This window comes from Rhodoligotrophos sp. CJ14, from assembly GCF_038811545.1.
In the GTDB taxonomy this organism is placed as follows: Bacteria; Pseudomonadota; Alphaproteobacteria; order Rhizobiales; family Im1; genus Rhodoligotrophos; species Rhodoligotrophos ferricapiens.
This window is the reverse complement of record NZ_CP133319.1, coordinates 1,891,041-1,912,718: the sequence shown is the minus strand read 5'-3', so window position 1 is coordinate 1,912,718 and position 21,678 is coordinate 1,891,041. Positions and strand designations below refer to the sequence as shown.

Below are 21,678 nucleotides of genomic sequence, written 5' to 3'. Positions count from 1 at the left end.
GTGATGCAGCATTCAGCCCTGACCAGAACCGAGGTGGTGGCGCGCTGGGCATTGCGCATCTTCGGCGTCGCGGTGCTGTTCTTCCTGATCGCGCCGATTATTGCGATCCTGCCGCTCTCGTTCAATGATTCACAATTCCTCACCTATCCGCTGCGCGGGTTCACTACCCATTGGTATGATGCGGTGTTTTCGAGCGAGAAGTGGCAGATCGCGGTCAAGAACTCGTTCCTGATCGGTATACCCGCCACCATCATCGCAACAGTGCTGGGGACGCTCGCGGCCATCGGCTTGCAGATGGCGGATTTTCGGGGGAAGGGGTTTCTCACGGCGCTGCTTTTGTCACCGCTCATCGTGCCGATCGTCATCGTGGCGGTCGGTCTCTATTTCTTCTTTGCCCCGCTCGGGCTCACCCAGACTTATACCGGCCTCATCCTCGCCCATGCGGCGCTGGGCTCGCCTTTCGTGGTGGTCACCGTGGGAGCGGCATTGGCATCATTCGACCGTAATCTCGCGCGTGCCGGGGCAAGCCTCGGGGCTGCGCCACATGTGGTCTTCCGGAAGATCATGCTGCCGCTGGTGAGGCCCGGTGTCATCTCGGGCGCGCTGTTTGCGTTTGCGACCTCACTCGATGAGGTGGTCGTGGTGCTGCTGCTGGGCGCCCCGCACCAGCGCACCATTCCACGTGAGATGTTTTCCGGTTTGCGTGACAGCTTCAACCCGACCATTGCAGCGGTCGCAACGATCCTGACGCTGTTGGCGGTGTTCCTGCTGTTGCTGGTCGAGTGGCTCAGGTTGAGGAACGAGCGCGCCCGCCGGAGGCTCGCGCCTCAACTCGCCGAGGGATAAGCTATCAATATAGCGCTACAGCTCTAGCGGCGTGCTCCCTTGCTCGAGCCGGTCGAGGCCTTGGCCGTGCTGCCGCCACCGCGGCCCATGCTGCCCATTCCAGCAGCGGGGCTGCCCCCGGGGGTCGTGCCTCCCGGCTGCAGGCCCGAGGCCTGACCCACATTCGAGGTGCTGCGCGAGGTCCGCTTCTTCGGTGCGGCTTTACCATCGGCCTCCTTACGGCCGGCCGTCTGGCCCATATCCTCTTCGTCGATTGCGCGTGCGGCACGTTCCCAGTGCTCGTCATGGCGCCCCTCCGGGCGGCCTTCCTGCTCCCATATTTGATGCGCCCGCTCCCGAATCCGCTGCTCCCGATCGCCCATCATCGTCTCCATTGAAAAGAGCCCAAGCGCCTGGGCTCAGCCCGTGGGGTATTCGACTGACCATAAATGGATTGGTTGCACATGGCGTTCCCTGCACAAGTGCCTGGCATATGAAGGCCGCATCACGCGCCCTGGCCCCAGTTCATTTCCAGGCCGCCGTCGATCGTAAAGCTCTGGCCGGTGACGTAGTCCGCATCGGGAGATGCGAGATAGAGCGCAAGTCGCGCAACCTCCCAAGGCTCACCCGGGCGATGCCAGGGAATGTGGGGCATTTCCTCTATCCGTTTCTCCGGGTCTTCGGTGCGCTTCATGGTCATCGGCGTGCGGATGAGGCCCGGCGCGATGGCGTTCACGTTGATCTTCAATGGAGCGAGCTCAAGGGCAAGGCTGCGGGTGAAGGTCAGCAGCCCTCCCTTTGCGGCGCCATAGGCGGCATTTTGCGCGCTTGGAATGGCTTCGTGGACGGAGGTGATGTTGATGATCTTACCACCGCCGCCCGCCGCCTCGCGGTGCCGAATGAACTCGCGGCAGCAGAAGAAGGGGCCGTAGAGATCGGTCTTGATGACCTTGTCGAATTCCTCGGTCGGCGTTTCAGCAACGGTCATTCCGCTCGAGCCGACCCCGGCATTGTTGACGAGGATATGAGGGGTGCCAAGCTCCGGCCCGAGCTCGTCGAACAGTCTGGCGACCGCGCGCTCATCGCGCACGTCGAGCTGGCGGACAATTGCGCGCCGGCCAGCCGCGGCCACAAGGCGCGCCGTTTCCTCAGCCCCTTGCTGGTCGGTGTGAAAGGTGACGACGATATCGGCGCCCTGTCCCGCGAAGGCTTCGGCCATAGCCTGACCCATGCCGGAGTCGGAGCCGGTGATGACGGCTATGCGATCTTGCAGCTTGAGGCCGGCAGACGCCGTTCCATGCGGCGGAGGTGTGTCGCTCATGCTCAATCCCTGCGTCCAGGCTTCGCGGCTGAGGAGTGAACCCTAAGGCAATGCATCGCAGCTTGCGGGGTTCCCATCCCGGATCGTCAGGGCTCTGTTCTCGCGCGAGGCTTTACGTGGAAGGTCGCAATCACCGCGCCGCCGATGATGAGCACAAGGCCGATGGCAACTGGCCAGGTCGCCTGTGCCCGGCCGGCGCCGATCAAAAGAAGGGTCGAGACCAGCGGCGCGATATAGGACAGCGCGCCAAGCAGGGACAGGTTACCGTGCTTGGTGCCATAGTCCCAGGCAAGAAAGGCAAGGCCGGCGGGGCCAATGCCGAGGGCTATGATCGTGGCCCATTGCGTTGCGCCCGGTGCGATGGTTTCCTCGAGGAGGAGGTGACAGAGCGCGCCTGCGAGCGCGACCGCTCCGCATACGCCGACCAGCATGCCGCTCGGGGTTGCTTCGAAGCGGCGGTTGTAGACGGAATAGCTGGACCATACGAGGGCACAGGCAAGGGCTGCCACATAGCCGGCTGCCGCATCGAGCTCAATCGGGCCGGTATCCTTGTCGAGCAGCAAAGTCGCGGTTCCGGCAAGCCCGAGGAGGGCGCCGGCGAGATGCGCGACGCGCAGCCGCTGTCGTGCGGCAAGAGACGAGAGCAGCACGATCAGGAGAGGCCACAGAAAGGCAATCAGGCTCGCCTGGGCGGGCGGTGCGGCCGAGAGGGCGAAGAAATAAAGGGCGTGGTAGGCGAAGATGCCGATGAAGGCGGTGAGCCATGGCGCCAGCGGCTGCTTGAGCTGGTGCAGGCCGCGACGTCCCTGCAGGGTGAGCGCTGCGAGGCCGGAGACAAAGGCGACCGTGAAGGTCAAAGTCAGCAGCTCGAAACGGGGAATATCGCCCGCGCTCACGGTGAGCAGGGCAAGGCTTGCCCAGAGCAGGATGGCGATAATGCCGATTGCCGTTGCCTTGAGCTCGCGCGATTGCATGTTCGATGAGACCCGTTTACCCGCGCCTATCTGCGTGCGTGTTTAGCCGATGCGAGCCCTGAAGGCTTGCTCGGATCGTGCAGAGTTTAGGCATTATCGAGCGTTCCGGGTTCGGCGCTCGCTTTGTCCCAAGCGGCGCAGGGCTGCCGGGGTGATCCCATCCTGCTGGCGGAGCTTACGGGTCAGGGCGCTTTGATCGGCATGGCCCGTTCTCAGGGCGATCTCGACAATGGGGATGTCCGTGTGGACAAGCAGATGGCATGCCTGATCCAGGCGCAGACGGTTCAGCGCAGCTTGGGGGCTTCGACCCGTTTTTGCCTTAAACAGCCGGTAGAGCGCATTCGTACTCAGACCGCAGGCAGCGGCGACATCCTCCATTCCGATGGGGTGTGCGAGGCGGGCGCGCATGAATGCCATGGCCCGGTCGAGCCTGTGCTGTCTGGAGTCGATCGGCGTGATTGCTTGATCGATCGATTGCAGGAAGAGATGGCTCCAGTTCGCCACGACTTCGGGAGAGATCGCGCTTTGTTGCAATTGCAGGCCAAGGAAATCGATCAGGAGCTGCGTGGCCGGACCGATGGTGAAGAATGGTGAGCGACTGAACCGATCCCATGCAGCATCGGGAACACTGCAGCCCGAGACCGGCAGGTCGGTCACGATGAAGCTATTATCGTTCTGTGCACTGAACGCATGGCTCTCGCCGGCGGGGATGAATGCCGCCTGCCCAGGGGCCACGATACCGGAGCGATGCTCCACCTCCAGTTCCAGCACGCCGCGATTCGGGAGCACCATTTGATGGAATTCGTGCCGGTGCCGCTTGCTCTCCGGGCCATAGACCCGGAGTTCGGCCATCGTCTGTTGCATTGTTCTGTTCGCTGCTGGTTGTCTCGCCCTCCTGCCAGACCAGAGCAGGATTCTGCGCTCCTCCATAGCACAGGCTGCCCCAGGCCTTGGCACGAAAACCGTGACGGTATTGGCCTTCGCACATGACCAAGATCAACTTTTACGTGGTGCTTCTGTTTTCGGCCTGCTTTCTCGCCGGGTGCGCCGGCAGGCCCGGCCCCGAAGTGCTCCAGGCGATGCCGGTATCTGCCCCAGGGGCGAAAACCGTCACGATCTATGTGGCGACGACGAGAGATGGTAACCCGGCAAGCGGCGTGTTCACGTCGAACCGGGCCGCGCAAATGAGCTATGCGCGTTTCACAATCTCCATCCCGCGAGCACACAAGCCCGGCAATATCGAGTGGCCGAATGGCAAAAGCAATGCAGCAACGGATTTCGTGACCATCGAGCGGCACCTGCTCGACCGGCCCGGTTTCGAGCGGGAAATTTCCCGAAAGCGGAATGGAGTGCCTCCGGATATCGGTGTCTTTGTTCACGGCTATAACACCAATTTCCAGGAAGCACTGTTCCGGATGGCGCAGATGACCGTGGATTCGGGGGCAGCGGGCGTGCCGATTCTGTTCGCCTGGCCATCGGAAGGGCGCGTCAGCGGCTATGTGGCGGACAAGGACGCTGTTACCTATTCGCGTGACCAACTCGTGGATCTGCTGACCATGCTCGCGACCAAGCCGTCCACAGGCGAAATCACGATCATTGGTCACAGCATGGGCGCGTGGTTGACGACCGAGGCCCTGCGTCAGCTCCGGCTTACTGGAAAGAACAAGGTCGTCGACAGGCTCCATGTCATTCTGGCTGCCCCCGATATCGATGTGGATGTATTTCGTGCGCAGCTCAAGGTGATAGGCCCGCTCTCACCGCCTTTGACCATTCTCGTTTCGCGCGATGACGTTGCTCTGTCAGTCTCGGAGCTTCTGTCCACCGAGCGGCAGCGGGTCGGCAAGCTCGACGTGAATGATCCACGGGTTGCCAGCGCTGCGCGTGAGGCAAAGGTCCGGATCATCGATATCTCGGAGCTGCAAACCTCCGACCGGTTCAAGCATAACCGGTTCGTCGCGCTCGCAGCCCTTCACCCGAGGATCGAAGCGACCGACGGGCGAGGACCGGGGGGCGAGGTTCGCCAGGCGGGTGCCTTCGTGCTGCGGGCTCTCGGAGCAACCATCTCCAGTCCGTTCGTTATCGCGGGGAAGGTGGTGGGCGGAGAGTGAAGCGTGGGCGAGAGGCCTGCTAGAATTTGGTGGAGCCCTGTATTTCAGCCTCGTCGCGGCTGGTTCGCACGCGGAAGGATGTGCAGGCGCTGAGGGCTGTTATGATGCCAATCAGGATAAAGCCGGCGCGCTGGGTGCTCATCACATAGGCGATGGCCGTGAATAGTAGCGGCCCGACGATCACGCCGGCATAGTTGGCGCTCATGACGCCGCTCGTTACCCGGCCAGTCTCGCCCGGCGGGGCAATGCGCGCGACCTCGGCGAGGAGTACGCCGTTCCATCCCATGGCCGTGCCCCCATAAGCGGCTGAAACCACCAAGATTGCCCAGAACGGCCACTCGGCCGAGAAGGCGGCGACCAGGAATGCGGATGCTGCCATGGCGAAGCCCAGGAAAGCCATCAGCGTCTTCGGCGTAAAGAAGCGGTCGGCCACATAACCCCAGACGAGGCGGCCGATCATGCCAGCGGCCTGGCTGACGCCGAAGACCAGACCGGCCAATCCGAAATCGAGGTTGAGCACGTGGACCAGGTAGACCGTCAGGAAGGCGCCGAGGCAGAGCTGCATGCCGCCGTAAGAGGAGGACATGATCACCAACTGCCTGAGCGACGGCACGGCCAGCACTGCCTTGATGGGGGCGAGCATCCCTGCCGATCGCAGTGGCGTCACCCCCTTGTCGAGCCGCGGGGTCAAGGGGCTGAGTGCCAGCAACACGAGCACACCGCCAACAGCCACGACTTCGATCGCACCCTTCCATCCACCGGCATATCCGACCAGAAAGGGCATGATGATGCCCGCGAGAATGCCGCCAAGCGGTGCTCCCGATTGCTTGAGCGAGAAGATCAGGTTGGCATGCTTGCCCGGTGTGCGGGCGGAGAGGATCTGAGAGGTGGAGGGGACGATCGGCCCATAGCCGAGGCCGATCATCAGGGCACCCAGTATGAAGAATGGCAGGCTCGCGCCAAGCAGGAGGGCGAGGCCGACGATGCTGATCAGAACGCAGACGAGGCTGCGAAGCATCGGCCGCACCAGCGAGAGAAGCGGATCGCCAATAATGCAGATCGCCAAAGCCGCGGAATAGAGGATGCCCGGATAATAGCCGATGAGTTTGGGATCCATGCCAAGATCAGCGGCGATCGCCGGCGCAAGAACCGGCACTCCGAGCGCGATCAAGGAGCTCAGCACCTGGACGATGGTGGTGGCCGAGATGGCCGTCACAACAGGGCTTTGAGAGACGGCCACCGTCTCCTGCTTGGTGCTGCTCAAGGTGCGAGCCCCGGACTGATCGGCGGGCAAGTCATAGCTTCTGGCATCTTCGTCGTGTTCTTAGTGAAACGAACGGCCGCCATCGACCGCAAGCGCCGAGCCGGTGATGTAGGAGGACTCGCGGCTGGTGAGGAACAGAACCGCCTCCGCGATCTCTTCCGGCTGAGCCGCCCTCTTGATGAGATAGCGATCCTGAATCCGTCTGAGCTCGGCGTCTGGGTCCGGCGCGTTCTGGTAGGACGCCAGGAACAGGGGAGTGTCGACGATGCCGGGACAGATGACATTGGCCCGGATCTCATCAGGTGCCAGGTCAGCCGCCAGGGTCTTCGTAAACATCACAAGGGCAGCTTTCGAGGCGCAGTAGGCGGTGCGGTGCTCAAGCGGCCGCAACCCCGCCGCCGAGGAGATATTGACGACCGTGCCGAAGCCCGCGCGCTTCAGATGGGGAAGCGCCGCCCTGCAGACGTGATAGGGGCCATTGACATTGACCGCCATGACGCGGTTCCAGTCATCAGGTCCGGTCTCGGCGAAAGGTCTGAGGAGGTCAATACCGGCCGAATTGACCACACCGTCAAGCCCACCGAGCTCTTCCGCTATTGCTGCTATGGCAGCCTCGACTTCAGCCGAATTGCTCACATCGGCGGCGGCACCAAAACCACCGGAGCCCAGCTTTGCCATCGCTTCCCCAAGCTTTACGGGGTCGTAGTCGATCAGTCCGACGCGGGCTCCTTCCCTGGCCAGCACGAGTGCTGCCGCAAGTCCGATGCCCGAACCCGCTCCGGTCACCACGACACGCCGGCCTGCAAGTCTCATCGTCATTTCTCCTTGTTCGCGGGATATCTGCGGCGCGGGCCGCCTCTTCAGGCAATTTAGATCGGGCGATCGGGCCAGGGATAGACGCGGTAGCCCAAAAAGGGCGTCAGGTCCGAAATGCGCCCGCTCAACTGTTGCTCGACCGGCTTGAAGAGCTCTGCTTCCGATGGCGGCTTTTGCGGCCATTCGGCCAGCAGCATGAAATGCGGACGGTGAGTCGTATAGGTCGGATGATCCTTGGTGCGCCGGGCAAAGCGAATAAGCTTTGCTCCCGCGTTGGCCAAGCGGGCCGCTTCCTGGTGAATGACGGTCTCCAGCGCATCGCGCTCCGCGCTGGCATTGAAGCGCAGGATGGAGATCCAGTCGGCATCCAGCGGGAGGGCTCGTTCGGGGGATGCCGGATGGAGCTGTTCGTGCTCATAGAGGGTGTGCGCCTTGTTCAGCCGCTTCGAGAGGATGTCGGCGGCGTAAACGTCGCGCTCGGCCATGAGCCCGTATGCGGGTTTCATGAAGATCTCCCAAGCGGGGATCTCATAGATGTCGAAGAAGGTCATGTCGCCGATGGTTGCCCGGTAGCAGGCGCAGGACTGAAAGCCGATGGGGTAAAGATCCGGCGCATGACGATAGGCATACCAGTCGAGGAAGGGTTGAATGTCTTCCTCGTTGAGAGCGAGTTCCGCTGTGTAGAGAAGTGACGGCACCGGGTTGCCTCTTTCAATCCTGTTGGGAGCAGGACGCAGCCCGAAGACGCGCCGCTGCGCCCTGGTTGGCGAGCTGCATCACTTCGCGCAGTCGGCCCGTTCCTGGATGTTCGCCTCGCCGCGTTCGGCAGGATTGACCGTCACCACCGCGTCCGCATCATAGAGGAAATGCGAGCTCGAGGTCGGCGTGTACTTGCCCGCCACTCCATTGACGCTGCTGGCATTCTTCTCGATCCACTCTGCAATGCCAGGGCCTTCCCATTTGCCGCCAGAGCCCTCCACGGCCGCCTTCATGAGATAGGTTGCATCGTAAAACAGCGCGACGAAGGTCATTGCGGCCCGGGCGGCACGGTCGGGTGCGAATTTCTTGGTCTTTTCCACCAGCTCGAGATATTTCGTGGGCTGCTCACCGCCCTTGCAGAAGGTGAAGCCGCGATAATTGGCACCGGTCACGTTCTGGAATGCTTCCTTGCCCGCGATCTGCTCGACGATCTCGGCAAAAGCGCCAATGCTCCAGTTGCCGGTCACGTGGATATCCCAGCCGAGCTCGCTCAAGCTCTTGAGCGCATGGCCGCCATCCTCGCCGCTGGAGGTAAAGAACAGCAGCTCATCAGGATCTCCCCGCTTGAGCGCGAGCCATTGCGGGGTCATGTCGGTCGCGCGGTACTGATATTCCTGAGTGCCGGTCAGCTCCACGCCACGAGCTTCCAGCTCCTTCTTCACCGCCGCAACGAAATCCTTCGCCTGCGCGCCGGTGTCGGACAGGATGGCCACTTTCTTGGCTTTGCGGACGTCAATCGCCTCGCTCACCATCTTCTTGGCCTGCACTTCAGCATTGATGAGCGTGCTGAAGTAATAAGGGGCGAAGGCCGGGGTGATCGCCAGAGAGCCGGTCGAGCCGATGGACGAGATCTTGGCCTCGTTGACCACCGGCGCGGCTGCCATGAACACCTGGCTGATCACCGGACCGAAGACGAATTGCACCCCTTCCTGAAGGACGAGACGCTTCATCTCGCCGACGCCCACGGTCGCATCGGTTTGCGTGTCCGCCACCACGAGCTGAAGCTGGCGTCCGCCGATGCCGCCCGCCGCGTTGATCTCAGAGACAGCGAGCTCCACCCCGAGCTGGCTGGCCTCGGATGTGGTCGAGGCCGAGCCGCCGGTCAGTTCGAGAAACAACCCGATTTTGACCGGCCCTTCCTGCGCGCCCACGGTTCCGGCCGACAATGGCCAGCCCAATAAGGCCGTCGCGAGGGCGGCAGCCGTCAACCCACGCCTTGATGTTCTTAATCTGTTCCTGTTCATTGACCACTCCCTCCTTATTCCAGACATAGGGTGCAGCCGAGGACGCGGCTGCTTGCCCGAATGGCCGCCCGGCCGGAGGCGAGGCGGTCCTGCTGGCGCTTTTCATTGAGTGCAGTACTGGATTCGATCTCGCGCCCGGCCTCAGCCGCCCGCTCGGCGCTCTCCCAGTTCAAGAGGAGCAAGAGAGCGGGCAGATCATGGCCATGCACCACCTCGAACCGGCCGATGACCTGAGCACCGGCCGCCCGCCACATTGCAACATCTTCCGCCAGGAGCTGCTTGGCGGCGGCGAGCCCCCCATTGTTGACGCGCAGGCGCTGCAGCTCGAAGCAGGTGCCGGAGAGATCGTGCAGGCGGACTTCGCCGTCCGAATAGGCAAGATCGGAGGGGAAGGTGCGCGGCTCGGGGCGGAGTGCATCAAAGGCCTCCCAACTCGGCCAGTGCTCGATGCAGATCACCCTCTTGTGGCGAAGACCGATGCGGTAGACAGGTCTCATGAGGAGGCCCCCGTGGCAATGGGTGCGCAAAGGAGGCGGGGCGCGGGGCTTTCCGTGTTTCGGTTCAACGCATCTGAGAGGGAGGCATAGGCGCGGATGGCGAGGTGCCGCGGATCGTTGCCACAGAGCGGCTTGAGGAATGCTACCAGATCATCGGACGCTCGATCCGATGGAGAGAGCTCGAATTCGTAGATCCGATCAGCGGGCATGGGCTTCGGCGAGGCGCCGATATAGAGGAGATCGTCCATGCGATCGACGATCTCCTGTCCGCCATTGGTGCGCGCCCTTTCGCGCTGCCATTCCGCGTCGGCATAAAAGCTTTCGAAGGCGCTCGCCCGGGCGGCCACGCTGGGCCACTGGTAGAGGAACAGAACGCAAGGCAGGCTCGGGCCAGTGATCGCGCGCCACATGCCCAGAGGGGCGGGGATAGCGTGGCGTGCGAACAGAGCAAGGCCGCCTTGTTCTTGTGGGCGAATGCAGCTCAATGCGCGCTCGATCTCGTCCTGCATCCGCCCATCGGCCACGCGGTATTTCCGGAGTTCGAAGATGGGGTGCTGATCGTCCACTTTACTTCAGCTCCAAGAGGAGGCCTGCAAAGAGCTTGGCCCGTTCGGCGAGGCTCCGGACGGAGATGAATTCCTGCAGGGTATGATAGCCATCACCGAGGCAGCCCAGGCCATCGAGGGTGGGAATGCCCATGGCCCCGGTGAAATTCCCGTCCGATCCGCCGCCCATGCTGTGATCGGGCAGATCAAGACCAAGCTGGCGGGCGACCTTGCGGGCGCTCTCAAGCAGGCCCATGCTGCTTTCGGACAGCTCCCATACGGGACGCGTCACACCGCGGGTCACGGTGAACTCGACACCGGCACGGGTGCCCGACAGCGCCAGCATTCGGGAGACACCCTGATCGAGATGCTCCTGGCGCTTGGCCATGCTGAGTACCTCGCCCGTGCAGACCGAGGGCACACAATTCACCCATTCGCCGCCATGCACGACACCGACGCTGAAGGTGCAATCCTCCGTGGTCATTTCCTCGATGGCGAGGATCTGCCTTGCCATCTCGCGAATGGCGGAGCGGCCCTCCGAAAGCCGGGCGCCGGCATGGCTCGGCATGCCAACCGCGCTGAGATTATAGCGGGCGATCGCATAGCGGCCGGATACGACACCGCCATCCGGCATTCCGGGCTCGGGCACAAGCACGAATGCGTGCTGGCGCGCTTCCTGCTCGATCAGCTCGCGCGTGCTCGGGCTGCCGACCTCCTCATCGCTCGTGAGGAGAACTGTCACGGGCAGGGGCGTTTCGAAGCCGGCGCGCTGAAGCTGGCGGATGGCTTCAAGGGCGATGTAATTGCCGCCCTTCATATCCAGAATGCCAGGGCCGTAGCATTTCTCGCCTTCTCGACGCCATGGGCATTTCGCCAGGGTTCCCACGGGGTGAACGGTATCGAGATGGCCGAGGATCAGTATACCCGGTGCGGATCGGCTATGCGGGAACTGGGCGCGCACGCAATCTCCGAAGCCAAGCCGGCCGGGCACACGCGTGATGCGGGCGCCGGCATCTGCCATATCCTTGGACGCCAGGTCCATCATCCGGTTCACGGCGGTGGCGTCCCAGGTCGGGCTTTCACACTCGACCCAAGGCCGCAGCCCAGTCAGCATCGCTTCGGTGTCAAACTGCAGAGCTCTGAAGTCCATCATCGTCCCCATTGCATCGGGCCCAAGACCGCAGGCTGCGCCCCGCTTCATGCGAGCCGAAGCTGCTGAGCCCTGCGCTCCAGCCACCAGCCGTAGCGCCGAGGCCACAGCGCGTAGCCCTTTTCCTCTCCCAAGAGTTCCACGGCGGCGCGCGCCGGCCAGAACGCATCACTCAGGCTCTCACGCCCGATTGCTACGAAATCGGCGCGTTGGTCGGCGACGACCGCTTCCGCGAATTGCGGATTGCGGATGAGGCCGACGGCCATGGTCTTGATCTGCGCGCCGTCACGAATAGCCGAGGCCAGGGGCACCTGATATCCCTCCGGTCTCGGCACAGCGGCAGTGGTCGAGCGCGTGGTGAGCCCCCCGGAGGAACAATCGATGACATCGATGCCCCGCCGCTTAAGGGCGCGCGCGAGCTCGATAGAATCGTCTATCTCCCAGCCGCCGGGCAGACCATCGATGGCCGACACGCGGAAGAAGATCGGGAGCGGATCCGGCCAGCTCGCGCGCACGGCTTCGGCGACCTCAAGGGCGAATTTCATGCGGCCCACAATGTTTCCACCATAGCTGTCCGCGCGGTGATTGCTCAAAGGCGACAGAAAACTGTGGATGAGATAGCCATGGGCGCCGTGAACATTCAGCGCACGGAATCCCGCTGCAGCGGCCCTCCTCGCGGCGTCAGCGAATTGCCCGACGAGGGTGGTAATTTGCGCAACCGAAAGCTCGGCCGGCACCGGCCAACCCGGATTGGAGGCTATCGGTGATGGGCCGATAACGGGCCAAGGCGGTTCCCCGCGGGCGGCATCCGATGGTCCTAAGGGGCCAAATCCGTCCCAAGGGCATTGGATCGAAGCCTTGCGGCCGCAATGGCCAATCTGAATTCCAGGCACCGCCCCGTGACGTGCGATCTCTTCGACAATTGGCGCCCAGGCTGCAATGTGGGACTCCGACCAGAGCCCGGTGTCGAAATGGGTGTTGCGTCCCTCGGGGCTGACGGCGCTGACTTCGGCGAAGACCAGGCCCGCGCCGCCTGCCGCCAGCCGACCGAGATGTTCGCAATGCCAAGTGCCGGGATTGCCGTCTCGCCCGGCCGCGTATTGTTGCATCGGCGAGATGACGATGCGGTTCTTGAAGGCCGTATCCCTCAAGCGGATTGGCGCAAACAGCGCCGAGCCGTGTTGGACATCACTCGGCATCGGCGGAAAGGCCCATATAGATGTCCTGCACGCGGGGATTGGTGCGAAGCTCATCGGCGGTGCCGGACAGTTTCACTTCTCCGCGTTCGATGACCATGGCCCGGTCGGCCACGTGCAAGGCGACGCCAATCTGCTGCTCGACGATGATGATGCCGGTTCCCGAACGGGCCCATTCACGAAGAAAATCGAGAATCTGCGGCAGCAGAGCCTGGGCTAGGCCGAGAGAGGGCTCGTCGCAGAGCAGCACCTTGGGCTTGGCGGCAAAGGCCTGAGCGAGCGCCACCATCTGCTGCTGGCCGCCGCTGAGCTCGCGTGCGGGCTGGTGCAGCTTCTCCCGCAGAATCGGGAACATCTCAAAGGCCGGGCCGGCGAGCTCCTCGAAAGAGCGCTTGGCACCATGCATTACCGCGCCGAGGCGGATGTTGTCGGCCACGGAGATGTTCGGGAAGACGCGATGGCCATCGAGAACCAGCCGCAATCCGGCCCGCGCCAATTCTTCGGGCGGCCGGCCGGCAATATCGCTGTTCTCGAACAGGACCGAGCCGGAGGTCGGCTTGATGAAGCCCGCGATAGTGCGCAGCAGCGTCGACTTGCCCGCACCGTTCGCGCCGAGCACCAGCAGGATCTCGCCGGGCTTGAGGCTGAGATCCACCCCGTGCAGGACCGGCACGCGCCCGTAGCCGGATCTGAGCTCCCTGATCTCAAGCATTGGCACTCATCCTTGGCGTCGATGCGCCGAACAGTGCCCTGACGCGAGGATCGTTCAGGATGGCGCGCGGTGCTCCGTCGGCAACGACATCGCCCGCATCGAGGACGGTGATGTGGTCGGCCACGTCCCAGACCAGGTGCAGGTCATGCTCAATCAGCACGACCGTCTTGCCCAGCTTGTCGCGAACGAGGCGCAAAAGCGCGGCAAGCTTGCGCCGTTCGACGGAGGAAAGCCCCGCGGCGGGCTCGTCCAGCAGCACGATCTTGGAATCCATGGCCAGCACGCGGAGAATTTCCAGCAGGCGCCGCTGGGCGTGTGGGAGCACATCGGCGGTTTCGGATGCCCATTCGGCCCGGTGGGCATTCAGGGCCTCGAGCAGCCAAGATGGACCTGAGGACGTCTTGGCGTCATTGCCGATCAAGACATTGTCCCAGATCGACATCTCGTCGAAAACACGCGGGGTTTGAAAAGTCCGGCCAAGGCCGAGCCGGGCGGTGCTGTAGCCGGGCTTGTTGGTGGTCTCGACGCCATCGATGATGACGCGACCGGCATCAAGCCGCGCAAGACCGGAGATCATGTTCAGCAGGGTGGTCTTGCCGGATCCGTTCGGGCCGACGATGGCGTGGATCGTGCGCGGTGCAACGGTGACATTCACATCATTGAGGGCGACCATCTTGCCATAGGCCTTGCGGGCATTCTCGACCTTTACGCCGGAGGATGCCTGCGGGTGCAGGACGGCGGGCACGCTGCGGTTCAGCACGTGGTCGAATTCGATCTCGCCGCTGCTCCGCCGCGAGCGATAGCGCTTTATGGCATTCTCGATGGTCCCAACGATTCCGTCGGGGAAGGCCAGCATGATGACGAGCGCGATGATGCCATAGGCCATCAGCCGGTAGACGGCCAAATCTGCCAGGATCACGTTGGGCAGGAGGTAGAGCACCCAGACGCCGATGACCGGGCCGATGAGCTTGCCCGAGCCGCCGACAATAACGGCGAAGAAGAAGAAAATCGAAAGTTCAACCCGGAACGCATAGGGGCTGACGAAGCCGATAACGGGCAAGTAAAGCGCGCCGGCAATACCTGTGCCGAGCGCTGCTATGGTGAAGGCGATGAAGCGCAGAATGCCGGGGCTCCAGCCCATGGTCACGGCAGCCTCGGGGCTTTGGGCGGCAACCCGCATGCGCCGGCCGAGCGCGGTGCGGCGGAACCACAAATGGCCGATCAGGCTCGCGCAAGCCAGCCCCATGATGATGAAGGAGATCCAGCTCAAGCCGCCGAGGACGGGTGCGGTCAGGGCGGGTACGGCACGCGCGATGCCGTTGATGCCATTGGTGACATCGGAAAAGGCCACCAGCATTTCCGGAAAGACGATGGCGGCGCTTAAGGTCACGAACCCCAGATAGAAGCTCTGGACGCGCAGGGCCGGTGCCGCGAATAGCAGTCCGAGCACCATGGCCGCGGTGACACCGCCCAGGAAGCCGACGGGGTAGCTATATCCCCACAGGCCCGAGATGATCCCGGTCATGTAGGCGCCGATGCCGAAGATGGCGCCCTGGCCGAAGGAAAGCTGGCCCGCATCGGACAGCAGCAGGTTCTGGAGAACAGCAACGGTGACGAACAGATTGACGATGAGAAAGTTGTGGGCCCAATAGGGATGGCCAGTGGCGGCGGGCAGAACGGTGCTCAATATGATGAGCACAACGCCGATGGCGACCTGGAGATTGGACCGGCCGGCAGTTCCCTGAAACAGCCTACCGAGCAGCGATTGATGCGGCCGAGGCTGGTCGCGATCATCGATGAGGGGAGAGGTCTCAGCCATGTCAGACCTTCCGCGCTGCGGGGGTGCCGAACAGCCCTTCCGGGCGGATCATCAAGACGAGGATAAGAACTCCGAGCGTCACCACGTTCTGGAACTCGCCGCCATATTCGAAGGCGGCATACATGGAGATCACACCGACCAGAGCACCGCCGATCAGCGCGCCCGTATCGCTCCCGATGCCGCCGACGACTGCAGCGACGAAGCCATTGGTGACGTAAGGTAAGCCACTGTCATTGGCGAGCGCGATGATTGGTGCTGAGATGAAGCCTGCCGAGCCGATAATGAGGCCGCTCAAACCGAAGGCCATCACCTGCAGCCGCCGAACCCGAAGACCCGCGGCTCTGGCCGCATCCAGGTCCTGGGCGATGGCGCTGATGGACAGGCCGGTCAGGGTCTTGGTGTGAAACCAGCGCAAAGCGCCGTACCAGAACAGGGCGGCAATGATCGCAAGAATGTAAGGGGCCGGTGTCCTGGTGCCGAAGACGGGAAAGCTTGGGAACTGGCTGGTGGTGAGAACCTGGTTATTGCCCTGTATCAGCAGAATGACCGCGCCAATCAAGACGGAAACGGCCAGTGTCGAGACCAGCCAGGAGTGTTGTTCGACCGATGAGCGCAGGGGCAGCAAGGTCAGATAGCCTTGTGCCGCCATGGCAACCGCCAGAGTGATCGCCGCGAGCGGCAGCACCGCCAGCCAGAGATAGGGGTTGGGCGAGGCCGGCATGGTGAGCGCCGCCAGGATGCCGGCCACCACGAACAAGGTGCCTTGGGCAAAGTTGAAGATGCCGGATGCGCGATGGATGGCATTCAGGCTCATGGCGATCAAGGCGTAGACGGCGCCGAGACCCAGCCCTCTCACGAGAATGATTCCGAGCTCTTCCATCGTGGCCCTCGTGAGCGGAACGCGGCGGCCAAAGACTGGATCCGCCCAGGGCTCGCCGATTCAGCGATTCCACGAGGACGCGTCGTCTCTGTCGCGGTGCTCAATTTTCCCCTTCGACCGTATATCGCATCTCTAGGAGATACGGCCGACCCACATTTATGAGTTTAGGACTGCGGCTTCGCGCATGTCAAGCAGAGGGCCGCGCGAGATCAGTGGATGTCTCTCAAGGCGCGCGAAGGCCGTTGGCCGCCGCGGTGACGAGAGGACCGACGCGCTGAACGAAATCCTGAGGTGCCCATTCGCTCAGCGAGCCCACCACGTGCAGGGCGGCGATCGGCCGGCCGTTCTCGTCTAGTACGGCGGCACCCAGCGCGACCTCGCCAATGACGACTTCCTCGAGCGCCAGCGAATAGCCGGTTTCCCGGACCTCGGCTATGCGCTGGAGAATGTCCTTTACTTCCGTTGTGGTGCGCGGCGTGAGCTTGCGGCGATCGGAGCGATTGATGATGTCGAGCACCTGTTCTTCCGGCAAGTGGCTGAGGACTGCGCGGCCGCCGGAGGTGCAAAAGGTGGGCACTCTCGCCCCGATGAGGTGGGCATGCAGGGTGTCGCGCTTGCTCTGCATCCGGACGATATAGATCATCGAAGTATCGTCGAAGAGGCTGAGATCGACGCGCTCATTCACGGTTCTTCTGAGATCGGCAAGAATTGGAATGGCGCGGGTGACGAGGGGCGTTGCGCGAAGATAGTCAAATGAGCGCTCCAATATCCGGCGGCCGGGAACCACACCGCCCGTGGTCTTCTCGAGATAGCCGAGGCCAACGAGCGTGCGTGTCAAGCGTTGCGCGGCGCTCTTGTCGAAGCCGGCGGCTTGCGCGATCTCGGAGAGAGACATGGGCTTTGGTGATGCTGAAAAGACCTCAAGCACGCGCAGGCCACGAACGAGCGCCTCGACATAGGGGCCCTGGTCTTTGCGCTTCGGCTCGTCAGTACTCAATTCTACCCTCTTCTCCGGAGCTTCCACTCACACGGGGCCACTCTCGAAGGTCTGACTGTGCTCTCCGAAAACTGCGGGATGCCGTTCGATCAGAGGTAGCCGCCATCGACTGGGATTGCGGTGCCGGTGACATAGCTTGCGTCACTGGATAGGAGATAGGCGATCATGGAGGCCACCTCGTCGGGATCTCCCGGCCGGCCGATAGGATAGCCGGCCAGCATTCGCGCACGTTCCGCCTCCGGGAGTGCATCGAACCGGTCGCGGATGCGCGAGCCCTGCTTGCCTAGGATCAGGCCGGGGCAAAGTGCATTCACGGTAATGCCATGGGCGGCAAGATCCTTGGCAAGCTGCGCGGTGAACCCGATGATCGCTGCTTTTGCTGTTGCATAAGGCAGGCGGCCGGCGACGGTGGTCGGCGGGCCCTTTTCGCCGAAAGCGATGACCGAGGAAAGGTTGACGATCCGGCCATAATGCTGCTTGCGCATCACAGGCACCACGGCTCGGCAGAATAAAAAGGTGCTCTTGATGTTGAGATCGACCACATGATCCCAGACCGAGGTCTCGATCTCCTCGATGTCCGCCACTTTTTTGGGGCCCGCTCCGCCTGCAATATTCACAAGCGCGTCGATGCGGCCGAACGCCTTCAATGCCGTGTCAGTGGCGCGGGCGATGTCGGCCTCATCGACCACATTGCCGATATAGGGAACAAGGCGGTCGCGATCCGCCGCAAAGTGCTCGAGAGCGCTGCCGACTGCGCGCTCGTCGTGATCGAGCAGCAAGACATGAAAATCCTTTGCCAGGAGCCTCGCCACGGTCGCGAGGCCGATGCCGCCGGCAGCGCCGGTGACGATCGCAGCTTGTCGCGCGGTCATATACTTTCTCCGCCTCCGCTTAAGCCATGGGATAGGCACTGATGTTGTCGTTACACGCTGGTCCCGCTGTCGCCCGCGGCCGAACAGGATCGGGCAGTGTGAGCTCCCCCAAATCGAGACGCTTCGTCAGACATAATCACGGCGATCGCAGGCTGGCTAGAGCGTTTCGATTTCATTCGAATCGCGAAACCGCTCTACGTTTTTGTGTGGCCCTGGTTTCTTCAGGCGAACCGGCACACGCTCCGCTCGACATGGGTGACGACGAGCATCGTGCGGTCCAACCGGGGCGGCGCGCTTAGCGCGTCATTGCGTAGGCCGGCTGCCGTGGATCTGCGCCTGCACGCAGAAATCCGGGGAAAGGCTCCGCCAGAATCAGCTCAATGGAGGCCATTATACGAGTGTAGTCGCCGTATTTCTCGATCCGATGACCACGGGCCGCAAGCTCCGCAAGCACTGCTTCGGGTATCCGGCTCTCGCAGCCGACCAGGCCAGGGAAATGATTGTAAGGCGAGAACGAGGAGGGAAAGCTGTAGGACCGGATTCGCGGAGCGTCGATCGCTTCCTGAACGTCCATGCCGAAATGGAAAATGTTTAGGAAGACCTGCAGCATTGACTGCACCTGTGCATCACCTCCGGGGCCGCCGAAGGGTATTACGGCACCATCATCGCGCACCGCGATCGCTGGGTTGGGCGTCAGGCGCGGCCGCCGCCCCGGGCCAACGCCCGAGGGATGGCGCGGGTCGGGCCTGGATTGCGTACCGCGCGCCGAGGGGACGATACCGAGACCCGGCACAACCGGTGAGCGCCATGATGCGTCAGAGGGCGTTGCCGAAAAGGCATTCCCCCATTTGTCGACGACGCAGAGATAGGAGGTGTCAGGATCTCTCACGGGCAGGCCATCGCTTGGGTCCGGCGTAGTAAGGGAGTTGCCGAACAGGGGAGGTGGCATGTCCGGCATGGCCTGGCGCGGGTCGATCTGCTTCAAGCGGGCAGCAAGATGTTCATCGCTATGCAGTCGCTGCAGAGGGACCTCAGCGAATTGCGGGTCGCGGTAATGATGCTCTCGATCGGAGAAAACACATTTGACCACCTCCACAAGCAGGTGGAGATAATCCGCTCCGTTATGCGACAGATCTCCAAGCCCAGCCTTCTCCATCATGAGCAGTGACTGGATCAGGGTGGGGCCCTGGCACCATGGCCCGCAGGTGATCACCTCCATATTGCGCCAACGCGCCCTCACCGGTGGCTCGTAGCGGCTACGGAAATGCGCAAGGTCGTCGCGCGAAAGAAACCCACCTTCGCTTTGCTGGTGGGCTACGATTCTTTCAGCAATGTCTCCGACATAGAACGCGGCACGGGCGGCTTCCAGGCCGGCGACCCGGCCGCGTTTCGCCGCCGATTGCTCCTCGTCCACCATGTATTGGATCGTGTGAGCAAGATCGCTTTGAACAAACCGCTCTCCCAACCGCGGGGCTCTGCCATTCGGCAGGAAGATCTTGGCGTTTTCCGGCCAGCGCGCGTAATCCTCCGCGTGCTTTTCGAACTCTTCGGCCAAGAAGGGGAAGACGGAAAAGCCGTCCCGCGCGAATTCAATCGCCGCAGCGGCGACGTCGCCAAATGTCATTGTGCCGAAGTCCCGGAGTGCGGTGATCCACGCATCGGGGGCTGCGGGGACCACCGTGCGGCGAACGCCGTAAGGCAAGTTGCCACCATGCTCTCGCATGAAGATGTCGGCGGGCAGCGATTTCGGCCAGTGGCCAAGTCCGGCGATGGTAACAATTCTGCCGGAACCACTGCGGATCATTATGGGGGCGACACCGGCGAAATTGACTTCATCGGGATGCAGCACGGCGAGGGCCATACCGGCGCAGCATCCTGCATCAATGGCGTTTCCGCCCGCCTCGAGGATGGCAAAACCGGCAGCGGCGGCCAGATAGTGCCCCGCTGAAATTGCGTGGCGGTTTCCGTACAGGGTCGGGCGCATGGATTTTCCCCCCAGATTGGTGGCCTTACTTGCTGGAGGCTAAGTTCAGCCGAGAATGCGGCAAGAGGAGATACTTAAGCTCGACAAACATATTCTTGCAATAAATATTTTAAGTGCGATAAAGCCATGGCTGGCTCCCGAAGCCCAGCCTTTCCTCGCTGCAGGGGAACCGCATGACAAACCACAATGAACAGATCGCCTATCCGCGGGTCGATCTCTTGATCGCTGGTCAGTGGCGCCAGGCGTCAGACGGCGCCAGCGCCCCGGTCATCAATCCTGCGACCGAGGAGGAAATCGGCCGTGTTCCGATCGCGACCCTTTCCGACCTGGAGCAAGCTGTTCTCTCGACGGAGAAGGCCTTTCAGGTCTGGCGGCAGACGGCCCCTCATGAGAGGTATCAGATCATGAAGGGCGCTGCCCGGCTGCTCGCTGCCAGGGCACGCGAGATCGGCCTGATCATGACGCTAGAGCAGGGCAAACCTGTCGCACAAGCGCAGGCGGAAGTCGCGAATGGTGCCGACCTCATCGAGTGGTTTGCGGAGGAGGGGCGCCGGATTTCCAACCGGCTCATTCCAGCGCGAATTGCCAATGTCGAGCAGCGCGTCATCCGGGACCCGATTGGCCCAGTGGCTGCGTTCACTCCGTGGAATTTTCCGGTGAATCAGGCGGTGCGCAAGATATCGGCAGCAGTTGCAGCCGGTTGCACAATCATACTGAAGGGGCCGGAGGATACTCCTGCCAGCTGTGCAGCTCTGGTTGCAGCATTCACCGATGCCGGTCTGCCAGAGGGTGTCATAAATCTCGTTTATGGGAACCCGAGCCAAATCTCGGATTACCTCATCAAGCACCCCGTCGTTCGCAAGGTCTCATTCACGGGCTCGACCGCGGTCGGAAAGCAGCTGGCGTCGCTGGCCGGCAGCCAGATGAAGCCGGTGACGATGGAGCTTGGGGGGCACGGGCCAGTGCTAATTCTTTCCGACGCGGATGTGGAACGGGCAGCCACGATCCTTTGTGGCGCAAAATATCGCAATGCCGGACAGATCTGTACCGCGCCCACCCGTTTCATCGTCCATGACAAGATCAGAGCGCCCTTTCTGGAGGCCTTCGTGGAAGGGGCAAAGGCCATCAGGGTCGGCAATGGTCTCGATCCCGAAACACAGATGGGGCCCGTTGCCCATGAGAGACGGCTGGCCGCAATGGAAATGCTGGTCGCGGATGCTGTCGCGCAGGGAGCCAAGGTGGCGGCAGGCGGCAAGCGCATCGGGAATAGGGGATTTTTCTTCGAGCCTACGGTGCTGACGGATGTTCCGCTGGGTGCTCGCGCAATGAATGAAGAGCCTTTTGGGCCGGTCGCGCTCATCAATTCATGTGATGACGAGGATGCGATGGTCGCCGAAGCAAACCGGCTTCCCTACGGGTTGGCTTCCTATGTCTATACTCGTTCGCCCCGGAAGGCTGCTGATTTGGGGCGGCGGCTCGAGGCCGGCATGATCTCGATCAATCACCACGGGCTTGGATTGCCGGAGGTCCCATTCGGCGGCATTCGGGACTCAGGCCATGGAAACGAGGGTGGGGCGGAAGCTCTCGATGCGTATCTCGTCTCAAAATACATAACCCATTACGACACCCATTAGAGCGCGGATCACAGGCTCGCCTGACGCCTCACACCAGAGTGCTTAGCGGGCAGAGGGCATGTGCCTCGGGCTGATGCGGTG

21 protein-coding genes are annotated in these 21,678 nt (G+C 62.5%); 3 read left to right on the top strand and 18 right to left on the bottom strand.

What is annotated here, in order from left to right; translation table 11 throughout:
• Positions 1-3: 3 nt before the first annotated feature.
• Positions 4-846 (top strand): ABC transporter permease, encoded by an 843-nt coding sequence (locus RCF49_RS08900; RefSeq protein WP_342643670.1) that lies wholly within the window; start codon positions 4-6, stop codon positions 844-846.
• Positions 847-869: 23 nt separating this feature from the next.
• On the opposite strand, the gene RCF49_RS08895 is transcribed toward RCF49_RS08900, so the two are convergent.
• The 4 genes from RCF49_RS08895 to RCF49_RS08880 all read right to left on the bottom strand — a co-directional run bounded on the left by RCF49_RS08895 (position 870) and on the right by RCF49_RS08880 (position 3,984).
• Positions 870-1,211: a DUF2934 domain-containing protein gene (locus tag RCF49_RS08895; protein WP_342643669.1), complete on the bottom strand. Its 342-nt coding sequence runs from the start codon at positions 1,209-1,211 to the stop codon at positions 870-872.
• A gap of 119 nt (positions 1,212-1,330) precedes the next feature.
• Positions 1,331-2,146 carry an SDR family oxidoreductase gene (locus RCF49_RS08890; protein WP_342643668.1) on the bottom strand — a complete coding sequence of 272 codons (816 nt, stop codon included), beginning with the start codon at positions 2,144-2,146 and terminating at the stop codon, positions 1,331-1,333.
• An 86-nt stretch (positions 2,147-2,232) separates the two neighbouring features.
• Positions 2,233-3,120 carry an aromatic amino acid exporter YddG gene (gene yddG / locus RCF49_RS08885; protein ID WP_342643667.1) on the bottom strand — a complete coding sequence of 296 codons (888 nt, stop codon included), beginning with the start codon at positions 3,118-3,120 and terminating at the stop codon, positions 2,233-2,235.
• 93 nt (positions 3,121-3,213) lie between these two features.
• Positions 3,214-3,984, bottom strand: a complete 771-nt coding sequence (locus RCF49_RS08880; RefSeq protein ID WP_342643666.1) for an AraC family transcriptional regulator — start codon at positions 3,982-3,984, stop codon at positions 3,214-3,216.
• Between the two features lie 122 nt (positions 3,985-4,106).
• Here RCF49_RS08880 and RCF49_RS08875 point away from each other — a divergent pair, with 122 nt between their 5' ends.
• The gene (locus tag RCF49_RS08875; RefSeq protein WP_342643665.1) at positions 4,107-5,228 is read left to right on the top strand and encodes an alpha/beta hydrolase; all 1,122 of its coding nucleotides are present in this window, start codon (positions 4,107-4,109) and stop codon (positions 5,226-5,228) included.
• 19 nt (positions 5,229-5,247) lie between these two features.
• On the opposite strand, the gene RCF49_RS08870 is transcribed toward RCF49_RS08875, so the two are convergent.
• From RCF49_RS08870 to RCF49_RS08805, 14 genes are all read right to left on the bottom strand, one after another.
• A complete protein-coding gene (locus tag RCF49_RS08870; RefSeq protein ID WP_342643664.1) occupies positions 5,248-6,492 on the bottom strand; it encodes an MFS transporter in 1,245 nt (414 codons plus the stop codon).
• Between the two features lie 60 nt (positions 6,493-6,552).
• On the bottom strand, positions 6,553-7,305 hold the full coding sequence (locus RCF49_RS08865; protein WP_342643663.1) for an SDR family NAD(P)-dependent oxidoreductase: 753 nt from the start codon (positions 7,303-7,305) through the stop codon (positions 6,553-6,555).
• 56 nt (positions 7,306-7,361) lie between these two features.
• Positions 7,362-8,006, bottom strand: a complete 645-nt coding sequence (locus tag RCF49_RS08860) for a hypothetical protein (protein ID WP_342643662.1) — start codon at positions 8,004-8,006, stop codon at positions 7,362-7,364.
• 78 nt (positions 8,007-8,084) lie between these two features.
• Positions 8,085-9,311, bottom strand: coding sequence for an ABC transporter substrate-binding protein (locus RCF49_RS08855; protein ID WP_342643661.1), 1,227 nt, complete (start codon positions 9,309-9,311; stop codon positions 8,085-8,087).
• A 14-nt stretch (positions 9,312-9,325) separates the two neighbouring features.
• Positions 9,326-9,808: a hypothetical protein gene (locus tag RCF49_RS08850; RefSeq protein WP_342643660.1), complete on the bottom strand. Its 483-nt coding sequence runs from the start codon at positions 9,806-9,808 to the stop codon at positions 9,326-9,328.
• A complete protein-coding gene (locus RCF49_RS08845) occupies positions 9,805-10,374 on the bottom strand; it encodes an NIPSNAP family protein (RefSeq protein ID WP_342643659.1) in 570 nt (189 codons plus the stop codon). Before RCF49_RS08845 ends, RCF49_RS08850 begins: the two co-directional genes overlap by 4 nt.
• Before the next feature lies 1 nt (position 10,375).
• The gene (locus RCF49_RS08840) at positions 10,376-11,506 is read right to left on the bottom strand and encodes a M20/M25/M40 family metallo-hydrolase (protein WP_432807377.1); all 1,131 of its coding nucleotides are present in this window, start codon (positions 11,504-11,506) and stop codon (positions 10,376-10,378) included.
• A 44-nt stretch (positions 11,507-11,550) separates the two neighbouring features.
• Positions 11,551-12,702 (bottom strand): NADH:flavin oxidoreductase/NADH oxidase, encoded by a 1,152-nt coding sequence (locus RCF49_RS08835; RefSeq protein ID WP_342643658.1) that lies wholly within the window; start codon positions 12,700-12,702, stop codon positions 11,551-11,553.
• Positions 12,692-13,411, bottom strand: a complete 720-nt coding sequence (locus tag RCF49_RS08830) for an ABC transporter ATP-binding protein (RefSeq protein WP_342643657.1) — start codon at positions 13,409-13,411, stop codon at positions 12,692-12,694. The genes RCF49_RS08835 and RCF49_RS08830 overlap by 11 nt, the downstream gene beginning before the upstream one ends.
• Positions 13,404-15,230 (bottom strand): branched-chain amino acid ABC transporter ATP-binding protein/permease, encoded by a 1,827-nt coding sequence (locus tag RCF49_RS08825; protein ID WP_342643656.1) that lies wholly within the window; start codon positions 15,228-15,230, stop codon positions 13,404-13,406. The genes RCF49_RS08830 and RCF49_RS08825 overlap by 8 nt, the downstream gene beginning before the upstream one ends.
• Before the next feature lies 1 nt (position 15,231).
• Positions 15,232-16,110 carry a branched-chain amino acid ABC transporter permease gene (locus RCF49_RS08820; RefSeq protein ID WP_342643655.1) on the bottom strand — a complete coding sequence of 293 codons (879 nt, stop codon included), beginning with the start codon at positions 16,108-16,110 and terminating at the stop codon, positions 15,232-15,234.
• 223 nt (positions 16,111-16,333) lie between these two features.
• Positions 16,334-17,107: an IclR family transcriptional regulator gene (locus tag RCF49_RS08815; protein ID WP_342643654.1), complete on the bottom strand. Its 774-nt coding sequence runs from the start codon at positions 17,105-17,107 to the stop codon at positions 16,334-16,336.
• A gap of 89 nt (positions 17,108-17,196) precedes the next feature.
• Positions 17,197-17,979 (bottom strand): SDR family oxidoreductase, encoded by a 783-nt coding sequence (locus tag RCF49_RS08810; RefSeq protein ID WP_342643653.1) that lies wholly within the window; start codon positions 17,977-17,979, stop codon positions 17,197-17,199.
• 295 nt (positions 17,980-18,274) lie between these two features.
• Positions 18,275-19,963, bottom strand: coding sequence for a gamma-glutamyltransferase family protein (locus RCF49_RS08805; RefSeq protein WP_342643652.1), 1,689 nt, complete (start codon positions 19,961-19,963; stop codon positions 18,275-18,277).
• A 173-nt stretch (positions 19,964-20,136) separates the two neighbouring features.
• On the opposite strand from RCF49_RS08805, the gene RCF49_RS08800 reads away from it, so the two are divergent.
• On the top strand, positions 20,137-21,597 hold the full coding sequence (locus RCF49_RS08800) for an NAD-dependent succinate-semialdehyde dehydrogenase (protein WP_342643651.1): 1,461 nt from the start codon (positions 20,137-20,139) through the stop codon (positions 21,595-21,597).
• The last annotated feature ends 81 nt before the right edge of the window (positions 21,598-21,678 follow it).

Bases quoted from the DNA above. Each gene is read 5' to 3' on its own strand.
- RCF49_RS08900 (WP_342643670.1), top strand. From the start codon at position 4: ATGCAGCATTCAGCCCTGACCAGAACCGAGGTGGTGGCGCGCTGGGCA.
- RCF49_RS08895 (WP_342643669.1), bottom strand. From the start codon at position 1,211: ATGATGGGCGATCGGGAGCAGCGGATTCGGGAGCGGGCGCATCAAATA.
- RCF49_RS08890 (WP_342643668.1), bottom strand. From the start codon at position 2,146: ATGAGCGACACACCTCCGCCGCATGGAACGGCGTCTGCCGGCCTCAAG.
- yddG (WP_342643667.1), bottom strand. From the start codon at position 3,120: ATGCAATCGCGCGAGCTCAAGGCAACGGCAATCGGCATTATCGCCATC.
- RCF49_RS08880 (WP_342643666.1), bottom strand. From the start codon at position 3,984: ATGCAACAGACGATGGCCGAACTCCGGGTCTATGGCCCGGAGAGCAAG.
- RCF49_RS08875 (WP_342643665.1), top strand. From the start codon at position 4,107: ATGACCAAGATCAACTTTTACGTGGTGCTTCTGTTTTCGGCCTGCTTT.
- RCF49_RS08865 (WP_342643663.1), bottom strand. From the start codon at position 7,305: ATGAGACTTGCAGGCCGGCGTGTCGTGGTGACCGGAGCGGGTTCGGGC.
- RCF49_RS08855 (WP_342643661.1), bottom strand. From the start codon at position 9,311: ATGAACAGGAACAGATTAAGAACATCAAGGCGTGGGTTGACGGCTGCC.
- RCF49_RS08850 (WP_342643660.1), bottom strand. From the start codon at position 9,808: ATGAGACCTGTCTACCGCATCGGTCTTCGCCACAAGAGGGTGATCTGC.
- RCF49_RS08840 (WP_432807377.1), bottom strand. From the start codon at position 11,506: ATGATGGACTTCAGAGCTCTGCAGTTTGACACCGAAGCGATGCTGACT.
- RCF49_RS08835 (WP_342643658.1), bottom strand. From the start codon at position 12,702: ATGCCGAGTGATGTCCAACACGGCTCGGCGCTGTTTGCGCCAATCCGC.
- RCF49_RS08830 (WP_342643657.1), bottom strand. From the start codon at position 13,411: ATGCTTGAGATCAGGGAGCTCAGATCCGGCTACGGGCGCGTGCCGGTC.
- RCF49_RS08825 (WP_342643656.1), bottom strand. From the start codon at position 15,230: ATGGCTGAGACCTCTCCCCTCATCGATGATCGCGACCAGCCTCGGCCG.
- RCF49_RS08820 (WP_342643655.1), bottom strand. From the start codon at position 16,110: ATGGAAGAGCTCGGAATCATTCTCGTGAGAGGGCTGGGTCTCGGCGCC.
- RCF49_RS08810 (WP_342643653.1), bottom strand. From the start codon at position 17,979: ATGACCGCGCGACAAGCTGCGATCGTCACCGGCGCTGCCGGCGGCATC.
- RCF49_RS08805 (WP_342643652.1), bottom strand. From the start codon at position 19,963: ATGCGCCCGACCCTGTACGGAAACCGCCACGCAATTTCAGCGGGGCAC.
- RCF49_RS08800 (WP_342643651.1), top strand. From the start codon at position 20,137: ATGACAAACCACAATGAACAGATCGCCTATCCGCGGGTCGATCTCTTG.